The organism is Methylobacterium sp. Leaf117, assembly GCF_001422985.1.
Classification (GTDB): Bacteria; Pseudomonadota; Alphaproteobacteria; order Rhizobiales; family Beijerinckiaceae; genus Methylobacterium.
The window spans coordinates 236,187-258,445 of record NZ_LMNL01000001.1 but is presented as its reverse complement, the minus strand read 5'-3'; the positions used below and the strand labels follow the sequence as shown (position 1 = coordinate 258,445).

Sequence of the window (22,259 nt, the reverse complement as noted above, 5' to 3'; positions counted from 1 at the left end):
TGTGCTGCCCGCTATATCGGCGAACCCGAAGCCGTCCAAGAGCCCCAACGGCCAAGAATCTTTTCGTTGGCGCGCAAGAAACCTTGCGATCCACAAGCAGAAGGCGCCGGCCGGACCGACGCCTTCCTGTATTCAATATTATGCTTTTGCCACGGACCTTTAAGGCTCGCTGCCCACAGGTTTCTTCGGCGATCTCCTGACCGACGGCGATGCCGGCCCTCGGCGACGCCGCGACCGAAGTCGGGATGCACCTTGTACCAATGTCCAATCAGCCGCTCCCGGATGGCGCGCGAGCTGTCGCCCATCGCGCTGACGATGGTTTCGACGAGACGCTGACGGCCGCCGGCGTCGGGCCTGGAATCGCGGCCGCCATCGCCCTGCGCGATCGCGTTCGACAGGTCCGCGGCGATCGCCGTCAATCTGCCGTCCCAACCGCAATCAGCTCCGCGCCCGGATCGGGCAGCCGACCACTGTGCCGTGAATGGCAGGCCGAGAGCGCGCGATCGTTGCAGGCGCGCAACCGTGAGCATCCGGGCCGTTCGTCCTGATGACGCCGCGCACGCGCTTCGCTAGGGTGCGCAGCAAGTGATCGAGAACAATCAAATTCAATTTTAGATCACATCAAATTCAGTCTCAGGGAGTCTTCGGGGATGAGCGGACAGGCAGGCGTTGCGGAGATCAAGCGCGACAAGCCATGGATCATCCGCACCTATGCGGGCCATTCCAACGCGAAGGAATCGAACGCGCTCTACAAGGGCAACCTCGCCAAGGGGCAGACCGGTCTTTCGGTTGCTTTCGATCTGCCGACCCAGACCGGTTATGATCCCGACCACGAGCTGGCGCGCGGCGAGGTCGGCAAGGTCGGCGTGTCGATCGCTCATCTCGGCGACATGCGGACCCTGTTCGACCAGATTCCGCTGCAGCAGATGAACACCTCGATGACGATCAACGCCACGGCACCGTGGCTGCTGTCGCTCTACCTCGCGGTGGCCGAGGAGCAGGGCGCGCCGTTCGCCGGGCTCCAGGGCACCACGCAGAACGACATCATCAAGGAATACCTGTCGCGCGGCACCTACGTGTTTCCGCCCGCGCCCTCCCTTCGCCTGACCAAGGACGTGATCCTGTTCACGACCAAGGAAGTGCCGAAGTGGAACCCGATGAACGTCTGCTCCTACCATCTGCAGGAGGCCGGGGCGACGCCGGTGCAGGAACTGTCCTACGCGCTCGCCATCGCCATCGCGGTGCTGGACACGGTGCGCGACGACCCGGATTTCGACGAAGCCAGCTTCGCCGACGTGTTCAGCCGCATCTCGTTCTTCGTCAATGCCGGCATGCGGTTCGTCACCGAGATCTGCAAGATGCGGGCGTTCTCGGAACTCTGGGATGAGATCGCCCAGGAGCGCTACGGCATCACCGACCCGAAGAAGCGGATTTTTCGCTACGGCGTCCAGGTCAATTCCCTCGGCCTCACCGAGCAGCAGCCGGAAAACAACGTCCACCGCATCCTGATCGAAATGCTGGCCGTCACCCTGTCGAAGCGGGCGCGCGCCCGCGCCGTGCAGCTTCCGGCCTGGAACGAGGCGCTGGGCCTGCCGCGCCCCTGGGACCAGCAATGGTCGATGCGGATGCAGCAGATTCTGGCCTTCGAGACCGACCTGCTCGAATACGACGACATCTTCGACGGTTCGAAGGTCATCGATGCCAAGGTCGAGGCCCTGAAGGCCGAGACCCGCAAGGCGTTGGAGGAGATCGGCGGCATCGGCGGCGCCGTGGCGGCCGTCGAGACCGGCGCCCTCAAGCGGGCGCTGGTGGAGTCAAACGCCAAGCGGATCTCCGCCATCGAGGCCGGCGATCAGGTCGTGGTCGGCGTCAACAAGTTCCAGGCCGGCGAGCCCTCGCCCCTCACCGCCGGCGAGGGGGCGATCTTCACCGTCTCCGAGACGGTCGAGATGGAGGCCGAACAGCGCATCCGCGAGTGGCGCTCCAAGCGCGACGGCCGGGCCGTCGACAAGGCACTGGACGACCTCGAAGCGGCCGCCCGTTCCGGCGCCAACATCATGCCGGTGTCGATCGCGGCGGCGAAGGCCGGCGTCACCACCGGTGAGTGGGGCGAGCGCCTGCGCCAGGTCTTCGGCGAGTATCGCGCCCCGACCGGCGTCTCCCTCGAGACCATCTCATCGGGCGCCGCCGCCGATGCCAAACTGCTCATCGCGGATCTCGGCGAGCGCCTGGGCGAGACCCCCAGGCTCGTGGTCGGCAAGCCGGGCCTCGACGGCCATTCGAACGGCGCCGAGCAGATCGCGCTGCGCGCCCGCGACGTCGGCTTCGACGTGACCTATGACGGCATCCGCCAGACCCCGGCCGAGATCGTCGCCAAGGCGAAGTCCACGGGCGCCCACGTGGTCGGGCTGTCGATCCTCTCGGGCAGCCACGTGCCCCTGGTGCGCGACGTCCGGGCCAAGATGCGCGAGGCCGGGCTCGATCACATCCCGCTGGTGGTCGGCGGCATCATCTCGCCCGACGATGAACTGGTGCTCAAGAACATGGGCGTGACGGCGGTCTACACCCCGAAGGACTACATCCTCGACACCATCATGGTGGGCATCGCCAAGGTGGTGGAACGCGCCCTCGACAAGCGCGCCGCCGAGCAGGCCGACGCCAAGGCCGGCGTCGCGGGAGCGACCCCGCGCGGCGACACCGCCGAGAAGGTGTTCTGAGCCAAGCGCGCCCGGAGGGTTTTTGGCCCCTCCGGGCACCCGATCGGCCCTGACGGTCTGGGCCGTTGGTCGAAGCGCCAGCCCGTAATCTCGAGGTCTCGGGGCCGCTCAGCCCCGCCCGACATAGCGGTCGCGTCCCGCACCCAGGCTGCACAGGAACGCCGCGATCGCGATGGCGCAGAACAGGGCCGTCGAGGCGGCCCAGGTGCCGGTCAGGTCGTGGGCCAGACCGAAGCTCAGGGGGCCGAGCGAGGCCAGGGTGTAGCCGACGCTCTGCGACATCGCCGCGAGACTGCCGGCGGCGGCCGGATCGCGGGCACGCAGGACGATGATGGTGAGGCCGAGGCCGAACAGCCCACCGAGGCCCGCCCCGAGCAGCATGCCCACCGGAAGGGCCCAGGACAGCGGCCCGTAGACCAGCGCCACCAGCGAGACGATGCACAGGCCGAGAAGCCCGGCGGCGAAGCCGCGCTGGTCGCGCACCCGTGCCGCGAAGGATGGCACCAGCAGCGCCGCCGGGGCCTGCCCGATGCTCATCAGTGAGGACACGAACCCGGCCTCGACCGCGCTGAGCCCGCGGTCGTGCAACACCAGGGGCAACCAGCCGAACATGATGTAGGCCAGCGACGATTGCAGGCCCATGAACCCGGTCACCTGCCAGGCGATCCGGTCGCGCCACAGGGAGATCCGGCGCGCGTGTCCGGCCTGCGCATCGGCGCCCGTCGCGAATGGCGCCCAGGCGACGGTCGCCACGATGGCCGGGAGCGCCCACACCCCGAGGGCCACGGGCCAGCTTCCGAGCTGGTCGGCCAGAGGCACCGCGAGGCCCGCCCCCGCCGCCGCACCGAGGCAGAGCACCATGGTGTAGAGGCCGGTGACGAATCCGGTCAGTCCCGGGAAGTCGCGCTTGACCAGCCCCGGCAGGAGCACACCCGAGAGGCCGATCCCGAAGGCGGCGAGGCAGGCGCCGACGAAGAGCGGCCCGAGACCGCCGAGGCCGCGCAGGCCCGAACCCAGCGCGACGATCGCCACCGCCAGCAGCACGCCGCGATCGGCCCCGAAGCGTCGCATCACCGGAGGGCCGAGGGTGCAGGCGAGACCGATGCACAGCACCGGAAGCGTGGTGAGCAGGGCCGCCCCGGCGGCACTCAGGACGGTCTCGGCGCGGATGCGCTCCAGCAGCGGGCCGACGGTGGTCAGGGCGGGGCGCATGTTGAAGGCGACCAGCAGGATGCCGAGACCGAGAAGGATCGGCCGGGCTCGCGTCGGCGATGTCGTCTTCACGCGCTGCGCCGCCGTACCGCCAGGGTGGTGAGGAAACCCCCGATCCAGACCAGCCCGAACGGCAGGTCGCCGAGGCTGGCATAGAGCGTCCGCCCGGAGAGCCGGGTCGGCAGGTTGGCATCGAGCACGCCCTCGACGCCGAGCGGCAGGCTGGCGGTGATGCGGCCATGGGCGTCGATCACGGCCGAAATGCCGGTGTTGGCGTCGCGCACCAGGGGCAGCCCTTCCTCCACGGCACGCAGACGCGCCTGGGCGAGGTGCTGGCGTGGCCCCGGCGTGTCGCCGAACCAGGCGTCGTTGGTCAGATTGAGGATCAGGCCGGGAACCGGCGGCGGCCAGTTCGGCGTGGCGCCCGGCACGATCGCGCCCGGAAAGATCGCCTCGTAGCAGATCGTCGCCGCCACCGGGGGCAGGCCCGGGATGGTCATGATCCGCTGGGTCGCCCGGTCGCCCGCGGTGAAGCCGCCCGGGATCGAGACGAACTGCCGGATGTGCAGGGCGCGCAGGGTCGCGTCGAGGGGTCCGGGCAGGTACTCGCCGAAGGGCACCAGGTGGACCTTGTCGTAGATGTCGCCGAGCTTCGGCCCGGCCGACATCGTCAGGATGCTGTTGAAGAAGCGCGGACGCGCGTCGCCCACCGGCACTTCGGCCCGCGCCGCCCCGGTGATGAGCTGCTTGCCCGGCGGGAAAGCGGCGGCGATCCGGGCCAGGGCCTCGGGATCGCGCTGGATCAGGAACGGAAAGGCTGATTCCGGCCAGATCACGTGCGTGACGTCGGCGATGCCGGTACGGTCGGGCGCGGCGGCGCGGTCGCTGAGTTCGAGGTAGCGGTCGAGGATGTCCTGACGGTTCTCGGGCCGGAACTTGGCGTCCTGGTTGAGATTCGGCTGGACCAGGCGCAGGCGCACACCCGCCACGATCGGATCGGCGGCGGCCGGAACCCGCGCGGCGCCGAATCCCGCGAGGGCCGCCAGGGCGAGGCCGGCGAGGACCAGCGGCCCGAAGCGTCCGCGCGCGCTGTCCGCCACCGCCAAGGTCGCGGGGGCGGCCGCGATGAGGATCGCCAGAAGGGTCAGGCCATAGAGGCCGACCAGGGACGCGCCCTGCATCAGCCACAGGTTCTGCCCCAGCGCCATGCCGAGCGTATTCCAGGGAAACCCGGTGAAGAGGTGCCCGCGCAGCCACTCGCTGGCGGACAGGCCGAGCGCGAGGGCGACGATGCGCAGTGCCCCGCGCGACCACAGCAGCCGGGCGAGCCCGAAGCCGAGGGCGTAGAACAGGGCCAGTACCGCCGGCAGGCCGACGACACCCAGGGGCAGCGCCCACAGGAACTCCTCGGCCTCCACCAGGAAAGCCGATCCGAGCCACCACAGACCCGCGGTGAGATAGCCGAACCCCCAGGCCCAGCCGATCACCGCGCTGGCGAGGACCGCCCCGCGCGTGGCCCGGCGTCCGGTGGCGGCGCCATCGATCAGCCAGACCGCGACGCACAGGGATACGACGAGGGCGGGAAACAGCCCGAAGGGCGGCATCGCCAGGGCGCCGGCGGCGCCGGCCGCCATGGCGACGGCGATGCGGCGCCAGCCTGCGGTCAGCATCACCCACTGCGCCAGGGCGGCAAGCGGCCTCGTCGCCGCTCCGTAACCGGCGCGTCCCACGACGCTCGACGTCATGCGAAACCCGTCACGGGGCCGGCGATCCGGGCGGCGTGGGCGCCGGCAGGGCCAGCGGAACCACGGCGGTGATGCGGGCATCCCCCCGCTGCAGGCGCAGGCGCTTCACCCGGCGCGGATCGGCGTCGAGCACCTCGAATTCGAGGTTCCCGGGACCGCTGATCAGCTCTCCGCGCGAGGGCACGCGCCCCGCCAGGGTCACGATCAGGCCGCCGATGGTGTCGATCTCCTCGGCCATCTCGCCGACCGCCGCCACGAGGTCGACGCCGCTCGCGGCGGAGACCTCGGCGAGGCCCGCCCGGGCATCGGCGACGAACACGTCGCTCTCCCCATCGACGCGCTGGATCAGGTGTCCCTCGGCGACATCGTGCTCGTCCTCGATGTCGCCCACCACCATCTCGACCAGATCCTCGATCGAGATCAGGCCGTCGGTGCCGCCATACTCGTCGATCACGAGGGCCATGTGGGTGCGCGTCGCCTGCATCCGGACCAGCAGATCGATGGCCGGCATCGAGGGCGGCACGAACAGCACCGGGCGCTGGATACGAGTCGCCGCCAGCGTCGCCGAGAGATCGACCTGGGCGAGGTTGAGGCTGCGCAGAGCGCGGGCGCCCCGGCGGGCCCGCGGCGGCAGGATCGGGGCGGCCTCGCCCTCCGGCTGCGTCGGCGCCGCACGGCGGCTGCCGGCCTCGGCCCGGGCAGCGATGTGGTCGACGAAGTCGCGGATGTGGACCATGCCGCGCGGGTCGTCGAGGGTTTCCCCGTAGACCGGAAGCCGGGAATGCCCGGCCGTGCGGAACAGCTTCAGCAGGTCGCCGAGGCTGGTGTCCATCGAGACCGCGACGATGTCGGCCCGGGGAATCATGACGTCGTCGACCCGCACCTTGTGCAGGCCGAGCACGTTCTTCAGCATGGCGCGTTCGAGGGGCGAGAACGCGTTCTCGCCAGTGTCGGGCTCGGCCAGCGCGCCCTCGATGTCGTCGCGCAGCGAATCGCGCGGGCGAAGATGGAACACGTGGAGGAGGCGGTCGTACCAGGGCTCGCGGGCCTGGTTCTCACCATCGCCGGAACTGGGCGCGGCCTGGGCCGCGCCGCGACTTCGATCGTTCGTCATGTCTCTCTGATCTGGGATGTCGGGCGGGATCGCCGCTCACTCCGTGCAGGTCTCTGCAGCATAGGGGTCGGGCACGCCAAGGGTCCGAAGCGCCGCCACTTCGAGGGCTTCCATCGCCTCGGCATCCGCCTCGCCGGTCTCGTGGTCCTGACCGAGGAGGTGAAGGGTGCCATGGACGAGGAGATGGGCCAGATGGTCGCTGAGCGGTTTCGACTGCTCGGCACTCTCGCGCAGCATCGTGTCATACGCAAGAACGACGTCGCCGAGCGGACGCGGCACGCCCGGATGAGTGGGCTGGGGCGCAGCCGGGAAAGACAGCACGTTGGTCGGCTTGTCCTTGCCGCGCCAAGTCCGGTTCAGGTCCTGCACCGCCGCATCGTTGGTGAGCAGCACGCTGATCTCGACCTCGCCCTCCGGCGCCTCGGGGGCGGCGGCGAGCCCGGCTTCCACGGCCCGGATCACGAACGCTTCGAGATCCGGCGCCACGCTCGTCCAGCGCGCGTCCTCGATCGCGACGTCGATCTCGGCCGAAACGGCAGCGCTCACGACAGGGGCCTCCGGCGGGACAGGGGCGCCCGGTCGGCATCGCCCTCCCCGTGCGACGCCGCCTCGTAGGCGGTGACGATGCGGCGGACGAGATCGTGGCGCACCACGTCGACGTCGCGGAAGGTGATGCGGCCGATGCCCTCGACGCCGTCGAGCACGCGCACGGCCTCGACGAGGCCGGATTTCTGGCCCGGCGGCAAATCGATCTGGCTCGGATCGCCGGTGATGATCATGCGGGAATTCTCACCGAGCCGGGTCAGAAACATCTTCATCTGCATCGAGGTGGTGTTCTGCGCCTCGTCGAGGAGCACCACGGCGTTGGTCAGGGTGCGCCCGCGCATGAAAGCCAGCGGCGCGATCTCGATGATGCCGGTCTGCAGACCGCGATCGACGTGGCGCGCCTCCATGAAATCGTAGAGCGCGTCGTAGATCGGCCGCAGGTAGGGATCGACCTTGTCGCGCATGTCGCCCGGCAGGAAGCCCAGCCGCTCGCCGGCCTCGACGGCGGGGCGCGACAGGATCAGGCGCTCGACATGGCCCTGCTCCAGCAGGGAGACCGCATGGCCCACGGCGAGCCAGGTTTTGCCCGTCCCGGCCGGTCCCTCGGCGAAGACGAGTTCGTGGCTGCGTAGGGCCTTGATGTAGGCGTCCTGCGCGGGGTTGCGGGCGCGCACGGCGCCGCGCTTGCGCGTGGCGATCTGGTCGAACACAGCCCGGTCGGGCTCGGCGCTGACCTCGGCGGCGGGAAAGAGGTTGCCCTGCTGCGTCGTTTCCTGGATCGCCCCGTCGACGTCGCCGAGGGTCAGCGGCAGCCCGTTAGTCTTGACCCGGGCATAGAGCCGCTCGAACACCTTGCGGCCCTTCTCGGCCGCCTCGACGCTGCCCTTCAGCACGAGATGATTGCCGAGCGCCGTGGCAGTGACGCCGAGACGGCGCTCGATATGGGCGACGTTCTGGTCGTACTGGCCGAAGACAAGGCTCGCGAGGCGGTTGTCGTCGAAGGTCAGCGCGACCTCCTCGGTTTCGACCAGCCCCCCGATCCGCGCCGCCGGGCCGCGCCCCCGCAGGGCGCCGCCACGTCCGCCCGACCCTTCAGTTCCTGGCACGCCGTTGTCCTTCATTGCCGTCCGGGACGAATCGGAGGGTGCGAAGCCGTTTCGCACCGCGTGTCCGGAGAAGCCCCTGACATCGGAATTCGTTGCGCCACGTCCAGCGCTTCCCCGGCGCGGCGTATCGCCCGACCGGAGACCGGACGCGTCGCCGCTGCGCTCCGAGCGCTCAAGCGGCCGCCGCCGTGTCGCCGACCGTCTCGCCGAACAGGCTGTTGGAGCCGGCCCGCACCACCCGCACCGGCACCACCGTGCCGATGGTCGAGGCTGGCGCATCGAATTGCACCGGCAGCAGATGGGGCGTCTTGCCGGCGACCTGGCCAGGGTGGCGCCCGACCTTCTCGACCAGGACCTCGACCACATGGCCGACGGCCGAGGCGTTGAAGGCGTGCCGCTGCGCGTCGAGTAAAGCCTGGAGCGCGGCCAGACGCTCGGACTTCACCGCCTCCGGCACCGCATCGACGCTGTCGGCGGCCGGGGTGCCGGGACGTGGGCTGTACTTGAACGAGAAGGCGCTGGCGAAGCCGATATCGCGCACCAGCCGCATCGTCTCCTCGAACTCCGCATCGGTCTCGCCGGGAAAGCCGACGATGAAGTCCGACGACAGGGCGATGTCGGGCCGGGCCGCTCGCACCCGCTCGATGATCCGCCGATAGGCGTCGCCGCTGTGCTTGCGGTTCATCGCCCGTAGCACCCGGTCGGAGCCGGACTGCACCGGCAGGTGCAGGTACGGCATCAGCGCCGGGATCGTCCCGTGGGCGGCGATCAGATCGTCGTCCATGTCGTTGGGGTGGCTCGTGGTGTAGCGCAGGCGCAGGAGGCCGGGCAGACGCTCCAGCGCCCGCAGCAGAACCGGCAGGTTCGCGCTTTCGCCGTCCGGCCCGAGGCCGTGATAGGCGTTGACGTTCTGACCGATCAGCGTGATCTCGCGCACCCCGCCGCGCACCAGCTTCTCGGCCTCCGCCAGGATCGCCGCCACGGAACGCGAGACCTCGGCGCCGCGGGTATAGGGCACCACGCAGAAGGCGCAGAACTTGTCGCAGCCCTCCTGCACCGTGAGGAAGGCGGTGACGCCGTGGGTCCGGCGGGCCGGCAGATGGTCGAACTTGTCCTCGACCGGAAACTCGGTGTCGACCACGCGCCCGGTGGCGGAGCGCGCCAGCAGATCCGGCAGGCGATGGTAGTTCTGCGGCCCCACCACCACGTCGACGGTCGCGGCGCGGGCCAGGATCTCGGCCCCCTCGGCCTGGGCGACGCAGCCCGCCACCACGATCTTGGTGTCGCGTCCGGCCTGCGCCCGCTCACCCTTCAGCACACGCAGGCGCCCAAGCTCCGAATAGACCTTGTCGGCGGCCTTCTCGCGGATGTGGCAGGTGTTGAGGATGACGACATCCGCGTCCTCCACCACGTCGGTGGCCGCATAGCCCTCGGCGCCCAGCACGTCCGCCATGCGGGCGGCGTCGTAGGCGTTCATCTGGCAGCCGTAGGATTTGACGTAGGCTTTCTTCAACAGTCCGATTCCGAGGATGAGGATGTGCGGCCGCCCATAGCACGGATCGGCGCCGCCGTCGCGATGCCCTGGTGGATCGGCAACTCCCTCCCCGGCAGGCTCGTGCTGGAGCGCGTTCCGGCGGGGCGGCGCCCACACCAGACCGGCCCGAGGGGCGGGCGTCCGGTCGTGCCGCGCTGGACCGCCTCGCGCACGGAGGCTTCGGCCAGGGCGGTGGCGCGCTTGCGGTCGGTGCCGGCTTCGAAGGCGATCGGCGCGCCCCAGCTGACGTGGATGTCGAGGGGACCGCCGGCCAGGAAGCTGGCGAGGTGGGGCGCGAGGTCCATGTCGCCGTACCAGGCGATCTCGGGGCGCTCGGCACGCACCACCGGCAGGCCGTTCCGGCGCGGATAGGTGAGCGCCAGCGGCTGCAGGCGGATGCGGGCCGGGCCCTCTCCGGCGACGGCCGCGCGGGCGGCGCCCACGAGCGAGGAGCGGAACGGCAGCAGCCGGGTCCCGTCGCCCGTGGTGCCCTCGGCGAACAGCACGATGAGATCGCCCCGCGCCAGACGGCGAGCCACCGTGGCGTTGACGCTGGCGGTGTCGGCGCGGCGGGTCCGGTCGATGAAGACCGTGCGCTGGAGCCGCGCCAGGGTGCCGACCACCGGCCAGCCGGCGATCTCGGATTTGGCCACGAAGGAGAGCGGCCGCAGGGAGCCGAGGACGAGGATGTCGAGCCAGGACACGTGGTTGGCGAGCACCAGGGCCGGCTCGCCCGGCCCGGGCGGGGTGCCGCTCTGGGTCACCCGCAGGTCGAACAGCATCCGGAAGGCGCGGTGGAACAGCACCGGCATCCAGGCCGCGATCCGTCCGCGCCCGAAGCGCAGGCTGAGAAGGTGGGGGCCGACGATCGCGCCGAAGAGGAGCGCGCAGAGGAGGAGCCGGATCGCCGTGCCGACGCGGGTCATCACGCGCTCAGGCGCCGTGGCGCCGGATCACGCCAGCACCGCCGTCATGGTCAGCGCGGTCGCGCGCTGGCCGTCGGCGCGGGTGTAGTAGCCCGTCCGCTCGCCGACCTGCCGGAAGCCGTGGCGGGCGTAGAGCTTCAGCGCCGGGGCGTTGCCCTCGTCGACCTCCAGATGGACGGTGCGGATGCCGGTCTGGGCCAAGTGTTGGAGATGCGCGCTCACCAGCTTATGCGAGAGGCCGCCGCCGCGCACGCCCGGCGCCAGCACCACCGTGAGGATCTCGGCCTCGTCGGCGGCGCGGCGCGACAGGACGAAGCCCTGGATCGCACCGTTCTTCCACAGGGCATGCGCCTCGGTGGAACGCTCGCACAGCATGCGCTCGAACTCGTGCGCGTCCCAGGGGCGGGCGAAGGCGGTGGCGTGGATGCGGGCCAGCGCCCGGGCCTGACCGGAATCGCGCAGAACGGTCACGTAGGGCGCCGTGCCCCAGGCTTCCCACCAGGCGGACCAGACCTCGAAGGGCCAAAAGGGAGTCAGGGGTCGGGTCATCGGCGCGCAAGCCTCGCATGGTCCTGCGGTTGGGCGTCGGGGCCACGCAGGTAGAGCGGCCGGGCCAGGGCCTGGGCCGGATCGGCGAGCATGCCGAGCGAGGCGATCCAGCCGATCTCGGCGGCCCCGGTGCCGGCGACCTCGACGGCGAATCCGCGGGCCTTGGCGGCGGCGGCGATCAGGGGCGCACCGGAGCCGACCAGCGTCACGACGCCATCGAGCATCGCCGCCGCCTCCGCGACCGGAACGTGGCTCGGCGGCACCACGATGCCGTCCGTCATGCTCATCGCCTGGAGGTAGACCGAGCCGTGACGCGCGTCGATGGCGGCGACGATCAGGCCCTCGCCGTTGAGCGCCAGCAGCGGCGCCAGCAGGGCCGACAGGGTGGTGACGCCGACCACCGGAATGCCGGTGGCGAGACCGATGGCGCGGGCGGCCGAAAGCCCCACCCGCAGGCCGGTGTAGCTGCCCGGCCCGACCGTCACGGCGACGCGGTCCAGCGCCTCGAAACCGCCCTCGACCCGGGCGACCACGCGCTCGATCATCGGCAGCAGGGCCTCGGCATGACCGCGACCGAGGACCATCGACTCGTGGGCGAGGAGATCGTCGGTGGCATCCGAGGCGATGCAGACGGAACAGGCGTCGAGCGCCGTGTCAATGGCGAGGATACGCAAACTCACTCCCGATCGTGCCGCGGCCCCGGAGCGCGCCTGCGTCCCGGGACGGCCTGACGTTAAGACAAAAACGGCCGCTCCGGCAGAGCGGAGCGGCCGTCAGGGACACATTCGCGCAAACCTGTTGCGGCTTTGCGCCGAACGGGCGGTTTCTCGACCTCGGATCGCCGATTTTGGATCGCCGACCTTAGATCGCTTGCACCTCGCGGATTTCCGGCAGGAAGTGCCGGAACAGGTTCTGCACGCCATTGCGCAGGGTGGCGGTGGAGGACGGGCAGCCCGAGCAGGCGCCCTTCATCTCAAGGTAGACCACGCCTTCCTTGTAGCCCCGGAAGGTGATGTCGCCGCCGTCGCCGGCCACGGCCGGACGAACGCGGGTCTCCAGCAGGTCCTTGATCGTCTCAACCGTCTCGAGGTCGGCCGGATCGAAGAACTCCTCGGCATCCTCGCTGCCGACGACGTGGCCCTCGGCCAGGGTCGGCGCACCGGACTGGAAATGCTCCATGATCGCGCCGAGCACAGCCGGCTTCACCTGCGGCCAGAGATTGTCGTCCTCGGCCTTGGTGACCGAGATGAAATCGTGCCCGAGATAGACGCCCGAGACGCCGGGCACGTCGAACAGGCGGGTCGCCAGGGGCGAGCGGGCCGCGGCCTGGGCGTCCCGCGCCTCGAAGGTGCCCTCGGTCAGGACCACGCGGCCGGGCAGGAACTTCAGGGTGGCGGGATTCGGAGTGGCTTCGGTCTGGATGAACATGGCTCAGAAAGATCCTCGTCCGCTGCGCCGGTTCAAGGCCGGCCGGGAATGACGCCGGAAGGCTCCGCCGCCCTCTCCATGTGGACCGGAGCGGCGATTTTCTCAACCGTGCGGGCTGCGCAGAGCCCGCCCCGAAACCGCCGGGACCGGGTTGGACAAGGGGCCGCACCTCGTGTATGGCCCGCCTCAATTCAAAACAGGATGCCGAAATCCTGACGCACGCGGTCCCATCCGGGGATCACGGGCGCGCACCGGCAGGATATCATCGATGAACATCATCCAGCAGCTCGAGCAGGAGCAGATCGCTTCGCTCGGCAAGACCATCCCCGACTTCCAGCCCGGCGACACCGTGACGGTGAACGTGAAGGTGAAGGAAGGCGAGCGCACCCGTGTGCAGGCCTATGAGGGCGTCTGCATCGCGCGCTCCGGTGGCGGCCTCAACGAGAGCTTCACCGTCCGCAAGATCTCCTACGGCGAAGGCGTCGAGCGCGTGTTCCCGCTCTACTCGCCGCTGATCGATTCGATCGTCGTCGTCCGTCGCGGCAAGGTGCGTCGCGCCAAGCTGTACTACCTGCGCGACCGTCGCGGTAAGTCCGCCCGTATCGTCGAGCGCGCCGATCGCCCCGCCGAGAAGGCCGCCAAGGCCGATGCCTCGAAGGCGAACAAGGACGCCCGCAAGGCCGAGAAGGCCGCCAAGAGCGCGGCCAAGAACGCTGCCGAGTAAGATCGCAGCAGGATCCGATGAACATCTGACGGGCGCATCGCGCGCGCGTCAGGCGGATACGAGAAGGCTCGCACGGGATATCGCGCGGGCCTTCCGTCGTTTTCGGAGCAGAATCCGTCGCCACCGACCGGACGATCGGTGATCAGGCCTGCACGGCGAGGCGTCGGCGGCCCGTGACGAACCAGCCCTCGTCCCGGGACAATCCGAATCGCAGGGCGGCGTTGTGGGCGACCCAGTCCAGCGCGGCAGGCTCCGGCATGGCGCCGGCGAAGTGGTAGCCCTGAAGGATCGGGCATCCGAGCTGCTTCAGGATGTCGAACTGGGCGCGGGTCTCGACGCCTTCGGCCACCACCGTCACCCCGAGGGTCCGGGCGAAGGCCAGGATGGCCTTCATCAGCAGGCGGTCCCGTTCCTCGTCGACGAGGTTCTTGATGAAGCTCCGATCGATCTTCAGGCAGTCGAAGCGCAGGTTGCGCAGGGCTCCGATCGACGAGTACGCGACGCCGAAATCATCGACGATGATGCCGACCCCCATCCCGATCAGCGCCTCGACGTCCGCCCCGCCCCGCTCGCTAGAATAGACCGCCTCCTCGGTAATCTCGATCGCGAGGCGCGCCGGCGCGACCTGGTGGGCCGCCAGTTCGGCGGCGACCATCGCGGCGAGGGGATAGCTCCCGAATTCACTCGGCGACATGTTGATCGAGACACGGACGTGGGAATGGCCGGCGGCATCGAGCTGCTGCGCCATACGACAGCCGTCGCGCAGGATGACCTGCATCACGGCGCGCGACTGGCGCGTCGCCAGGGCAGCCGCGATCACGTCCGGGGGCGACACCCACCCCAGCTTCGGATGGTTCCAGCGCAGCAGCGCCTCGACCCCGACCACCGCGCCGGTCCGACTCTCGACCTGGGGCTGGAACCAGGCCCGGATCGCCCGGCTCTCCAAGGCGCCGGCGAGGTCGCGCTCGATCTCCCGCTTGATCCGCGCCACCCGGTACATGGCCTCCTCGTACCGGCACCAAGCGCCACGGCCCTTCGATTTCGCGACATAGAGGGCCAGGTCGGCATGGCATTGCAGATCTACGAGGGTGTCGGCGTCACCCGGGTAGCGGGCGATGCCGACGCTGGCACCCGCCTGGACGGTCTGGCCGGACGCCGTGACCAGCACGGCAAGCTGCGCCACGATCTCCCGCGCCAGCCTCGGCCCGTCGTCCCGGCCGGGCGGACCGGGGACCAGGGCGGCGAACTCGTCGCCTCCGAGACGCGCGACCACGGCCTCCGCGCCGAGAATCCGTCTCAGGCGCGCACCGGATTCGATCAGGACCGCGTCGCCGACCGCATGCCCGAAGGTATCGTTGATGCCCTTGAAGCGGTCGAGGTCGATCAGCAGGATCCAGAACTCCTCCCGATCCGCCGTCCCATTTCCCAGGCGTGCCTCGAAGGCGGCTTGATAGGCCGCCCGGTTGAACAGGCCGGTCAGGTGATCGTGGGACGCCGAATATTCGAGACGGCGCAGGGCCTGCTCGGCGGCGAGATTGGCGGCCTTCAACGATTCGGCCAGCGCGGTGGCTTCCAGCTTGAGGCGGCTCGACTCCAGGTAATGCGCCTCCTGGTCGGTCGCGCCGCGAATCATCAGCACCGCGAGGATGATCAGGTTCACGGCGATGATCTGCGCGCTGAGAGATCCCTCGACGAGGAACAGCACCGTGAGCACCGAGAGGCTCGGAAGCATGAAGGCGATGGCGGGAGCCCGGGACACCTTGCTCTGGATGACCCCGGCATTCAGGCTGCAGAAGGCCAGGGCGACCGCCACCGATTGCGTGTGTCCGTTCTGCGCGAGGCCGATCAGGGCACCGGCCCAGCACAGGCCCGAGAGCAGGGCGCCGATCCACGCGAAGGCCAGGACCCGGTCGGGGTACCGGTCCGTATGGCTCAGCCTCAGCCATCGGGCGGCAATCAGGGCACGGGAGAAGTTGAGCAGGGCGTTGACGCCGACGAAGGCGAGGATCAGCGCGCGAGGAACCAGCTCCCACATCATCCCGCCGAGGGACACCGAGACGAACACGTTCGCGATCAGCGTCGGGCGCATGCCCCGCAGGACCTCGCGCGCCCGATCGCGCTCGATGATCGCCTCGACGGAGCTGGGTTCGTTCCTGATCAAGGCTGATCTTTCGTCCCGCGCTCGAACACCCTGGCATTCTGCCACGCCGGCTATCTGACAGACAAATCGGTAAATATATCGTGCGTCTTTCGAATAACGCAGCCTATAGGGGGAATCATCAAAAACAAGAACTTGTCTTCAACAGCATAAGCTTTCAGATTTACAGCACATCACACCGCCACGTCCGTGCCTGTCGAACGACGGATGTCCGTCAACGCTCGATGGATGTCATTGCGTCGAACCCCTCGTCGCCCGTCGTTCCCGATCCGACCTTTGCCTGCGGCGCGCAGAGGATCGAGCAACGAAAAAGTCCCGCCGGGTCCTAGGACCCGGCGGGACTCGATCAGCCTTCGCGATGAGACGGTGAGTTTACTCGGCGGCGATGCTGTGAGCCTGGCTGCCGTCGGTATAAGTCTCGGCCTGGAGCCGCTTGCCCGGCGCGGCGCGGCCCGGAAGCGGCGGCAGAGCCTTGGCCTTTTCCAGATCGATCCCCGCACCCTCGGCGACGCGACGGCCGTAATCTTCGTCGGCGTGCCAGAAGTGCCAGACCATCCGCAGCTGGATCGGCTCCGGGCACTGCTTCATGTCGCCGACGAGGTTGGCGATCAGGTCGTCACGCTCCCAATCCTGGAACGAACGGTAGCGCACGCCGGCCTGGGTGTAGTCGTCCTCGGTGCGCGAGGTCTGGTAGCGGCCGAGCTGGCCCTGCACCGGCTGGTGATAGTCTTTGGCCGGCTTCGGCGCCTCGCGCAGGCCCTCGGCCAGGGTCGAGGGCTCATAGTTGATGTGGGCATTCGGGCCGGTGCCGTCGACGCCGTAGGTCATCTGGCCGTCGCGCTGATTCGAATAGACCTTCACGCCCGGCTGCGGCGCGTTGATCGGCAGCTGGAGGTAGTTGGCGCCGACGCGGTAGCGCTGCGTGTCCGAGTAGGACAACGTCCGGCCCTGGAGCATCTTGTCGTCCGAGAAATCGATGCCGTCCACGAGCACGCCCGTGCCGAAGGCCGACTGCTCGACCTCGGCGAAGAAGTTGTCCGGCACGCGATCGAGCACCATGCGGCCGACGGGCAGCAGCGGGAAGTCCTCGACCGGCCAGAGCTTGGTGTCGTCGAGGGGATCGAACGACAGGTGGTCGTTCGGACCGTCGGGCATGATCTGCACGCAGAATTCCCACTCGGGGAAGTTGCCGGCCTTGATGTTGTCGTAGAGGTCGCGCGTGGCGTGGCCGACATCCTTGGCCTGGATCTCGGAGGCCTGGGCCGAGGTCAGGTTGCGGACGCCCTGCTTGGGCTCCCAATGGAACTTGCACAGCACGGCTTCGCCCTGGTCATTGACCAGCTTGTAGGTGTTGACGCCCGAGCCCTCCATCTCGCGATAGTTGGCGGGGATGCCCCAGGGCGACTTGAGGTGGGTCACCATGTGGATGGCTTCGGGATGCTGCGCCACGAAGTCGAAGAAGCGCCACGCCTCCTGCCGGTTGGTCACCGGATCGGGCTTGAACGCGTGGATCATGTCGGGGAACTTGATCGCGTCGCGGATGAAGAAGACCTTGAGGTTGTTGCCGACCAGATCCCAGTTGCCGTCGACGGTCTTGAACTTCACCGCGAAGCCGCGCGGGTCGCGCTCGGTCTCGGGGCTTTCCTTGGCGCCGGCCACGGTGGAGAAGCGCACGAACATCGGCGTCTTGACGCCGGTCTCGTTGAGAACGCGGGCGCGGGTGTACTTGGAGGCCGGCTCGTTGCCGATCTTGCCATAGGCCTCGAAGTAGCCGTGAGCGCCGGCGCCGCGGGCGTGGACGACGCGCTCCGGGATACGCTCGCGATCGAAATGCGTGATCTTCTCGATGAACTGGTAGTTCTCGAGGGTCGCGGGGCCGCGCTCGCCAACCGTACGGGTGCTCTGGTTGTCGCGAACCGGGTGGCCCTGTCGGGTGGTCAGGATCGGGCGCTGATCGCTCATGCGGTGCTCTCTCGCTCAGATAAGATCGTCGCGGCGACCGCCGCATCCGAATCTTGGAATCATTCCGAGCCGGTCTTATGGACCCGCGCCGGCGATTTGGCTAATGCATCGTGGCGAAAGGGATGATAGACAAAGCCTATGAATATGTCGGGCCTGTCCCTGCGCGATCTCGAATATGTCGTCGCCGTCGCCGAGGAGATGCATTTCGGCCGGGCCGCCGAGCGCTGCAATGTCAGCCAGCCCACCCTGAGTGTCCAGGTCCGCAAGCTGGAAGACCTGCTCGGCCTGGCTTTGTTCGAGCGCGGCAATCGCCGGGTGATGCTGACCCCGGCCGGCCAGACCATCGTGAGCCAGGCCCGCATCGTCATGGCGGAGGCCCAGCGCCTCCTGGTCCTGGCCAGCGAGGGGCGCGGCGCCCCGCTCACCGGCCGCCTCGTCCTGGCGGCCATCCAGACGCTCGGGCCCTACCTGTTCCCCCTGGTGTTGCGGACCCTGCGCCAGGAATTTCCGCTACTGGCCCTGGCCCTGAGCGAGGCCCGCACCGCCGAGATTCTCGAAGGATTGCGCAACGGCCGCATCGACGCGGCCCTGATCTCGCTGCCGGTGCCGGCCTCCGGGCTCACCGTGTCGCCGCTCTTCGTCGAGCCGTTCCAGCTCGCCTGCCCGGCCGAGCACCCTCTTGCCCGGGGCGGTGCGCTGCGCGCCACCGACATCGCCGGGCCGGACCTCCTCCTCCTCGACGAGGGCAACTGCCTGCGCGACCAGACCGTGGCGGCCTGCGGCGCCGGCTCCGCCGCCGGGCGCCACGCCACCAGCCTGGAGACCCTGCGCTCGATGGTGGCGGCGGGGGCCGGATACACCCTGCTGCCCACGCTGGCGGTTCCCATCGGACCCGACCCGAGCGGCCTCACGGTGACCCGCAGCTTCGACGTCGACGGCCCCGGCCGTACAATCGCCCTGGCCTGGCGCACCAGCGATCCGCGCAGCGACGGCCTCGCCCATCTCGCCGCCTTCTTCCGCGCCCATGCCCCGTCCGGCACCACCGCCTGCCGCGACGACGGTATGCCCCGCCCGCGCATCCCGCGCCGTGACAGCGTGGCCGATCCGGTGTAGCGCCCGGCACGACGGGCCGTACGGCCCGGCCTTCGCGTCTCTCCGCATCCTTCCGGCCTCTCCGTGCTCTCACTGCGCTTTCTCGGCCGTTGGGCGGCTCTCCTCGGCGCCTCCGGCCTCCTGGCCTATGGCCTCGACCACGCGCATTTTCCGGCGGCGCTCCTGCTCGGGCCGATGGTGGCGGCGATCGCCTTCGGCGTCGGCGGCGCGAACCTGTCGGTGCCGAAATTCGGCTTCCAGGCGGCCCAGGCGATGATCGGTTGCCTCGTCGCCCATACGGTGACCGGCGAGATCGTCCGCACGGTGTCGGAGGACGGCGCCCTGATCCTGGCGGTGGTGCTGGTCACGGTGCTGGTCGGCGGCGCGGTGGGCTGGGCGCTCACCCGCCTGCGCATCCTGCCGGGCTCCACCGCGGCCTGGGGCTCGTCCCCCGGAGGCGCCGCCGCCATGGTGGCGATGTCGGAGGAGTACGGCGCCGATCCCCGCCTCGTGGCCTTCATGCAGTACGTGCGGGTGGTCGCCGTGGTGCTGTCGGCCTCCGTCATGGCCCGCCTGCTCACCGATGTCACCGACGTGGTGCCGGCATCCGACCCCTTCAGCGTGGCGCCGCTCTCGATCCTGGCGACCCTGGCGGTGGCGGCCGCCGGCGCCGTTCTGGCGAAGGTCCTGCGCCTGCCGGCCTTCGCGCTGATCGGGCCGATGCTGCTCGGCGCGGCGCTCCACGCCTCCGGCCTCGTGTCGATGGCACTGCCCATGCCGGTCCTCGACCTCGCCTACGCCACCATCGGCTGGTATGTCGGCCTGCGTTTCCGGCGCGAGACCCTGCGCGAAACGGTGAGCGCCCTGCCGGGCATCATGATCGCCACCCTGGGGGTGATCGCCCTGTGCGGCGGCTGGGCCTACGGTCTGACCTTCCTGCTGCCCATCGACTTTCTCACCGCCTACCTCGCCACCAGTCCCGGCGGGCTCGATTCGGTGGCGATCATCGCGGTCGGCTCGAAGGTCGACGTGTCCTTCGTGCTCGCAGTCCAGACCCTGCGGCTGTTCGTAGTGCTGGTCACCGGACCGGTCGTGGCCAAGTGGATCACCCGCAGCGCTCCGGCGGCCCGCTGAGATGCACGCCCTCTATCTCGCCTTCCTCAATTCCTGGCGCGGCCTCGTGCACGGCGCCCGCACCGAGCGAGCCGTGCGCCTCGAACTCGTGCTGCTGGTCCTCGGGGTGCCGCTGGGGCTGCTGCTCGGCTCCACGCTCTGGGTCCGGGTCGCCCTGCTGGCGAGCCTGCTGCTGATGCTGGCCGCCGAGTTCCTCAACACCGCGATCGAGAAGCTCTGCGACCACCTCCATCCCGGGCACCATCCCAAGATCGGCATCGTCAAGGATCTCGCCTCGGCCGGGACCTTCTCGGCCCAGGGCATCGCCGCGCTGATCTGGATCGCCGCCCTGGTCGAGCGCCTGTCAGACCACCCCTGACGCCGCATCACAAGGCGACGCCCTCGCCCCGAACCCGCGACGGACGGCGTCGTCGCCATCGCGCGGCGGCTCCCGCGACAGAACCTCGCCCAAGACAGAACCTCGCCCAGGACAGAACCTCGCCCAGGACAGAACCTCGCCCGCGACAGGACCTCGCCCGCGACAGGACCTCGCCCGCGACAGGACCTCGCTCGCTTCTGGCGCGCCGAGCGCCTATGTGCGGGCATCCGTCTTCCGCATCGCCGCCTCGCCGGAGCCCGTGTCTCCTTGACCGACTACATCCGCAAGATCCTCACCGCCCGCGTCTACGACGTCGCTATCGAGAGTCCGCTCGACCCGATGCCGCGCATGTCGGCGCGCCTGGGCCGCCCGGTGCTCCTGAAGCGCGAGGACCTGCAGCCGGTCTTCTCGTTCAAGCTGCGCGGCGCCTACAATAAGATGTCGGGCCTGTCGCCCGAGCTGCTGGCCAAGGGCGTCGTCTGCGCCTCGGCCGGCAACCATGCGCAGGGCGTGGCGCTCGCCGCCGCACGGCTCAACGTCCGCGCCGTCATCGTGATGCCGCGCACGACTCCGGCGATCAAGGTCGATGCGTGCCGGGCGCGCGGCGCCGAGGTCATCCTGTTCGGCGATGCCTTCGACGAGGCGCTGGGCCATGCCCGCGAACTGGAGGCGCGCGACGGGCTGACCTTCCTGCACCCCTTCGACGATCCCGACGTGATCGCCGGCCAGGGCACCATCGGGATGGAGATCCTGACCCAGCATTCCGGTCCAATCGAGGCGATCTTCGTGCCCGTCGGCGGCGGCGGCCTCGCCGCGGGCATCGCCATCTTCGTGAAATATCTGCGGCCCGAGACCAAGGTCATCGGCGTCGAGCCGGACGATGCGGCCTGCATGGCGGCCGCCCTGGCGGCCGGGAAACGGGTGGTGCTGCCCACCGTCGGCCTGTTCGCCGACGGCGTCGCCGTGCGCGAGGCCGGAGCCGAGACCTTCCGGCTCTGCGCCGAGTTCCTCGACGAGGTCATCACCGTCGACACCGATGCGATGTGCGCAGCGGTCAAGGACATCTTCGACGACACCCGCGCCATCTCGGAGCCCTCGGGCGCCCTGGCGCTGGCCGGCGCCAAGGCCTACGCCGCGCGCCAGGGGGACGGCGCCGGGGCGGGGACCGGCACGCTGGTGGCGATCTCCAGCGGCGCCAACCTCAACTTCGACCGCCTGCGTCACATCGCCGAGCGGGCCGAGATCGGCGAGGAGCGCGAGGTCCTGCTCGGCGTCACCATCCCCGAGCGCCAGGGCGCGTACCGCGCCTTCATCCAGACCCTCGGGCCGCGGGCGATCACCGAGTTCAACTACCGCTACGCGACCGGCACCGATGCGCAGATCTTCGTCGGCATCAATCTCGCCGGCGGCGCGCGGGAGAAGCACGGCCTGATCGAATCGCTGCGCGCCGCCGGCTACCGGACCGTCGACATGAGCGACAACGAGATGGCCAAGGTCCATATCCGCTACATGGTCGGCGGCCGGACCACCGGGCTCGCCCACGAACGGCTCTACCGCTTCCAGTTCCCGGAGCGCCCGGGCGCGCTGATGAAGTTCCTCGACGCGCTCGGCGACGACTTCGACATCAGCCTGTTCCACTACCGCAATCACGGAGCCGATTACGGTCGCGTGCTCGCCGGCATCGGTGTGCCGCCGGCGGACCGCGCCCGCTTCGATGCCGCCATCGCGAAGCTGGACTATCCGTGCATCGACGAGACCGACAACCCGGCCTACCGGATGTTTCTCGACGACGGCGGAGCATCCGGCCGGGAAGCTGCCTGAGCCGGATGGGTTTCGGCCGCCCGGTTTGAGCTGGCGTGTGGTCGACCAGAGTCTCCGCCGCGTCGCTGGCCGAAACGCAACAATTGATGCCGCATCGGCGGAGCGTAACCGGCAGTCTCTGCCTGGGCTGCCG

19 protein-coding genes are annotated in these 22,259 nt (G+C 69.5%); 6 read left to right on the top strand and 13 right to left on the bottom strand.

Annotated elements, in window-relative coordinates; genetic code table 11:
* Nucleotides 1-11: 11 nt before the first annotated feature.
* Nucleotides 12-419 (bottom strand): catalase-related domain-containing protein, encoded by a 408-nt coding sequence (locus ASF57_RS24270; protein ID WP_200935789.1) that lies wholly within the window; start codon nucleotides 417-419, stop codon nucleotides 12-14.
* A 231-nt stretch (nucleotides 420-650) separates the two neighbouring features.
* Between ASF57_RS24270 and ASF57_RS01125 the strand changes: the two genes are divergently transcribed.
* A complete protein-coding gene (locus ASF57_RS01125) occupies nucleotides 651-2,717 on the top strand; it encodes a protein meaA (protein WP_056479028.1) in 2,067 nt (688 codons plus the stop codon).
* A 108-nt stretch (nucleotides 2,718-2,825) separates the two neighbouring features.
* Here the strand turns inward: ASF57_RS01125 and ASF57_RS01120 are convergent, their stop codons facing one another.
* The 10 genes from ASF57_RS01120 to ASF57_RS01075 form a co-directional block, all read right to left on the bottom strand.
* Nucleotides 2,826-4,001: an MFS transporter gene (locus ASF57_RS01120; RefSeq protein WP_244476758.1), complete on the bottom strand. Its 1,176-nt coding sequence runs from the start codon at nucleotides 3,999-4,001 to the stop codon at nucleotides 2,826-2,828.
* The gene (lnt, locus tag ASF57_RS01115) at nucleotides 3,998-5,674 is read right to left on the bottom strand and encodes an apolipoprotein N-acyltransferase (protein ID WP_056479025.1); all 1,677 of its coding nucleotides are present in this window, start codon (nucleotides 5,672-5,674) and stop codon (nucleotides 3,998-4,000) included. The genes ASF57_RS01120 and lnt overlap by 4 nt, the downstream gene beginning before the upstream one ends.
* Nucleotides 5,675-5,684: 10 nt before the next feature.
* Nucleotides 5,685-6,788: a hemolysin family protein gene (locus ASF57_RS01110; RefSeq protein WP_056479022.1), complete on the bottom strand. Its 1,104-nt coding sequence runs from the start codon at nucleotides 6,786-6,788 to the stop codon at nucleotides 5,685-5,687.
* 36 nt (nucleotides 6,789-6,824) lie between these two features.
* Nucleotides 6,825-7,334, bottom strand: a complete 510-nt coding sequence (ybeY, locus tag ASF57_RS01105) for an rRNA maturation RNase YbeY (RefSeq protein ID WP_056479019.1) — start codon at nucleotides 7,332-7,334, stop codon at nucleotides 6,825-6,827.
* The gene (locus ASF57_RS01100) at nucleotides 7,331-8,440 is read right to left on the bottom strand and encodes a PhoH family protein (RefSeq protein WP_244476757.1); all 1,110 of its coding nucleotides are present in this window, start codon (nucleotides 8,438-8,440) and stop codon (nucleotides 7,331-7,333) included. The genes ybeY and ASF57_RS01100 overlap by 4 nt, the downstream gene beginning before the upstream one ends.
* Nucleotides 8,441-8,612: 172 nt before the next feature.
* Nucleotides 8,613-9,953 carry a tRNA (N6-isopentenyl adenosine(37)-C2)-methylthiotransferase MiaB gene (gene miaB, locus ASF57_RS01095; protein WP_056479013.1) on the bottom strand — a complete coding sequence of 447 codons (1,341 nt, stop codon included), beginning with the start codon at nucleotides 9,951-9,953 and terminating at the stop codon, nucleotides 8,613-8,615.
* Nucleotides 9,950-10,900: a lysophospholipid acyltransferase family protein gene (locus ASF57_RS01090; RefSeq protein WP_082503613.1), complete on the bottom strand. Its 951-nt coding sequence runs from the start codon at nucleotides 10,898-10,900 to the stop codon at nucleotides 9,950-9,952. The genes miaB and ASF57_RS01090 overlap by 4 nt, the downstream gene beginning before the upstream one ends.
* A 27-nt stretch (nucleotides 10,901-10,927) precedes the next feature.
* Nucleotides 10,928-11,449, bottom strand: a complete 522-nt coding sequence (locus tag ASF57_RS01085) for a GNAT family N-acetyltransferase (protein ID WP_056189516.1) — start codon at nucleotides 11,447-11,449, stop codon at nucleotides 10,928-10,930.
* Nucleotides 11,446-12,123 carry a tRNA (adenosine(37)-N6)-threonylcarbamoyltransferase complex dimerization subunit type 1 TsaB gene (gene tsaB, locus ASF57_RS01080; RefSeq protein WP_056189520.1) on the bottom strand — a complete coding sequence of 226 codons (678 nt, stop codon included), beginning with the start codon at nucleotides 12,121-12,123 and terminating at the stop codon, nucleotides 11,446-11,448. The genes ASF57_RS01085 and tsaB overlap by 4 nt, the downstream gene beginning before the upstream one ends.
* Nucleotides 12,124-12,310: 187 nt before the next feature.
* Nucleotides 12,311-12,877 carry a NifU family protein gene (locus tag ASF57_RS01075; protein WP_056479010.1) on the bottom strand — a complete coding sequence of 189 codons (567 nt, stop codon included), beginning with the start codon at nucleotides 12,875-12,877 and terminating at the stop codon, nucleotides 12,311-12,313.
* A 268-nt stretch (nucleotides 12,878-13,145) separates the two neighbouring features.
* Between ASF57_RS01075 and rplS the strand changes: the two genes are divergently transcribed.
* Complete coding sequence (gene rplS, locus ASF57_RS01070) at nucleotides 13,146-13,601, top strand: 50S ribosomal protein L19 (protein WP_056479007.1); 456 nt, start codon at nucleotides 13,146-13,148, stop codon at nucleotides 13,599-13,601.
* Nucleotides 13,602-13,743: 142 nt separating this feature from the next.
* Here rplS and ASF57_RS01065 read toward each other — a convergent pair whose 3' ends face one another.
* Both ASF57_RS01065 and ASF57_RS01060 read right to left on the bottom strand, forming a co-directional pair.
* Complete coding sequence (locus ASF57_RS01065) at nucleotides 13,744-15,762, bottom strand: EAL domain-containing protein (protein WP_056479004.1); 2,019 nt, start codon at nucleotides 15,760-15,762, stop codon at nucleotides 13,744-13,746.
* A gap of 369 nt (nucleotides 15,763-16,131) precedes the next feature.
* Entirely contained in the window at nucleotides 16,132-17,721 is a 1,590-nt protein-coding gene (locus tag ASF57_RS01060) for a catalase (RefSeq protein WP_056189532.1), read from the bottom strand.
* Between the two features lie 138 nt (nucleotides 17,722-17,859).
* On the opposite strand from ASF57_RS01060, the gene ASF57_RS01055 reads away from it, so the two are divergent.
* The 4 genes from ASF57_RS01055 to ilvA all read left to right on the top strand — a co-directional run bounded on the left by ASF57_RS01055 (nucleotide 17,860) and on the right by ilvA (nucleotide 22,126).
* Nucleotides 17,860-18,834: a LysR substrate-binding domain-containing protein gene (locus ASF57_RS01055; RefSeq protein WP_056479001.1), complete on the top strand. Its 975-nt coding sequence runs from the start codon at nucleotides 17,860-17,862 to the stop codon at nucleotides 18,832-18,834.
* A 63-nt stretch (nucleotides 18,835-18,897) separates the two neighbouring features.
* A complete protein-coding gene (locus ASF57_RS01050) occupies nucleotides 18,898-19,947 on the top strand; it encodes an AbrB family transcriptional regulator (RefSeq protein ID WP_056189537.1) in 1,050 nt (349 codons plus the stop codon).
* Between the two features lies 1 nt (nucleotide 19,948).
* Nucleotides 19,949-20,305 (top strand): diacylglycerol kinase, encoded by a 357-nt coding sequence (locus tag ASF57_RS01045; RefSeq protein WP_056189539.1) that lies wholly within the window; start codon nucleotides 19,949-19,951, stop codon nucleotides 20,303-20,305.
* 267 nt (nucleotides 20,306-20,572) lie between these two features.
* Nucleotides 20,573-22,126 (top strand): threonine ammonia-lyase, biosynthetic, encoded by a 1,554-nt coding sequence (ilvA, locus tag ASF57_RS01040; RefSeq protein WP_056478998.1) that lies wholly within the window; start codon nucleotides 20,573-20,575, stop codon nucleotides 22,124-22,126.
* The last annotated feature ends 133 nt before the right edge of the window (nucleotides 22,127-22,259 follow it).

What these genes read in the sequence shown, in the direction of transcription:
- rplS (WP_056479007.1), top strand. Translation starts at nt 13,146, where the DNA reads ATGAACATCATCCAGCAGCTCGAGCAGGAGCAGATCGCTTCGCTCGGC.
- ASF57_RS01110 (WP_056479022.1), bottom strand. Translation starts at nt 6,788, where the DNA reads ATGACGAACGATCGAAGTCGCGGCGCGGCCCAGGCCGCGCCCAGTTCC.
- ASF57_RS01045 (WP_056189539.1), top strand. Translation starts at nt 19,949, where the DNA reads ATGCACGCCCTCTATCTCGCCTTCCTCAATTCCTGGCGCGGCCTCGTG.
- ASF57_RS01075 (WP_056479010.1), bottom strand. Translation starts at nt 12,877, where the DNA reads ATGTTCATCCAGACCGAAGCCACTCCGAATCCCGCCACCCTGAAGTTC.
- ASF57_RS01125 (WP_056479028.1), top strand. Translation starts at nt 651, where the DNA reads ATGAGCGGACAGGCAGGCGTTGCGGAGATCAAGCGCGACAAGCCATGG.
- ASF57_RS01055 (WP_056479001.1), top strand. Translation starts at nt 17,860, where the DNA reads ATGAATATGTCGGGCCTGTCCCTGCGCGATCTCGAATATGTCGTCGCC.
- ASF57_RS01090 (WP_082503613.1), bottom strand. Translation starts at nt 10,900, where the DNA reads ATGACCCGCGTCGGCACGGCGATCCGGCTCCTCCTCTGCGCGCTCCTC.
- ASF57_RS01085 (WP_056189516.1), bottom strand. Translation starts at nt 11,449, where the DNA reads ATGACCCGACCCCTGACTCCCTTTTGGCCCTTCGAGGTCTGGTCCGCC.
- ASF57_RS01060 (WP_056189532.1), bottom strand. Translation starts at nt 17,721, where the DNA reads ATGAGCGATCAGCGCCCGATCCTGACCACCCGACAGGGCCACCCGGTT.
- lnt (WP_056479025.1), bottom strand. Translation starts at nt 5,674, where the DNA reads ATGACGTCGAGCGTCGTGGGACGCGCCGGTTACGGAGCGGCGACGAGG.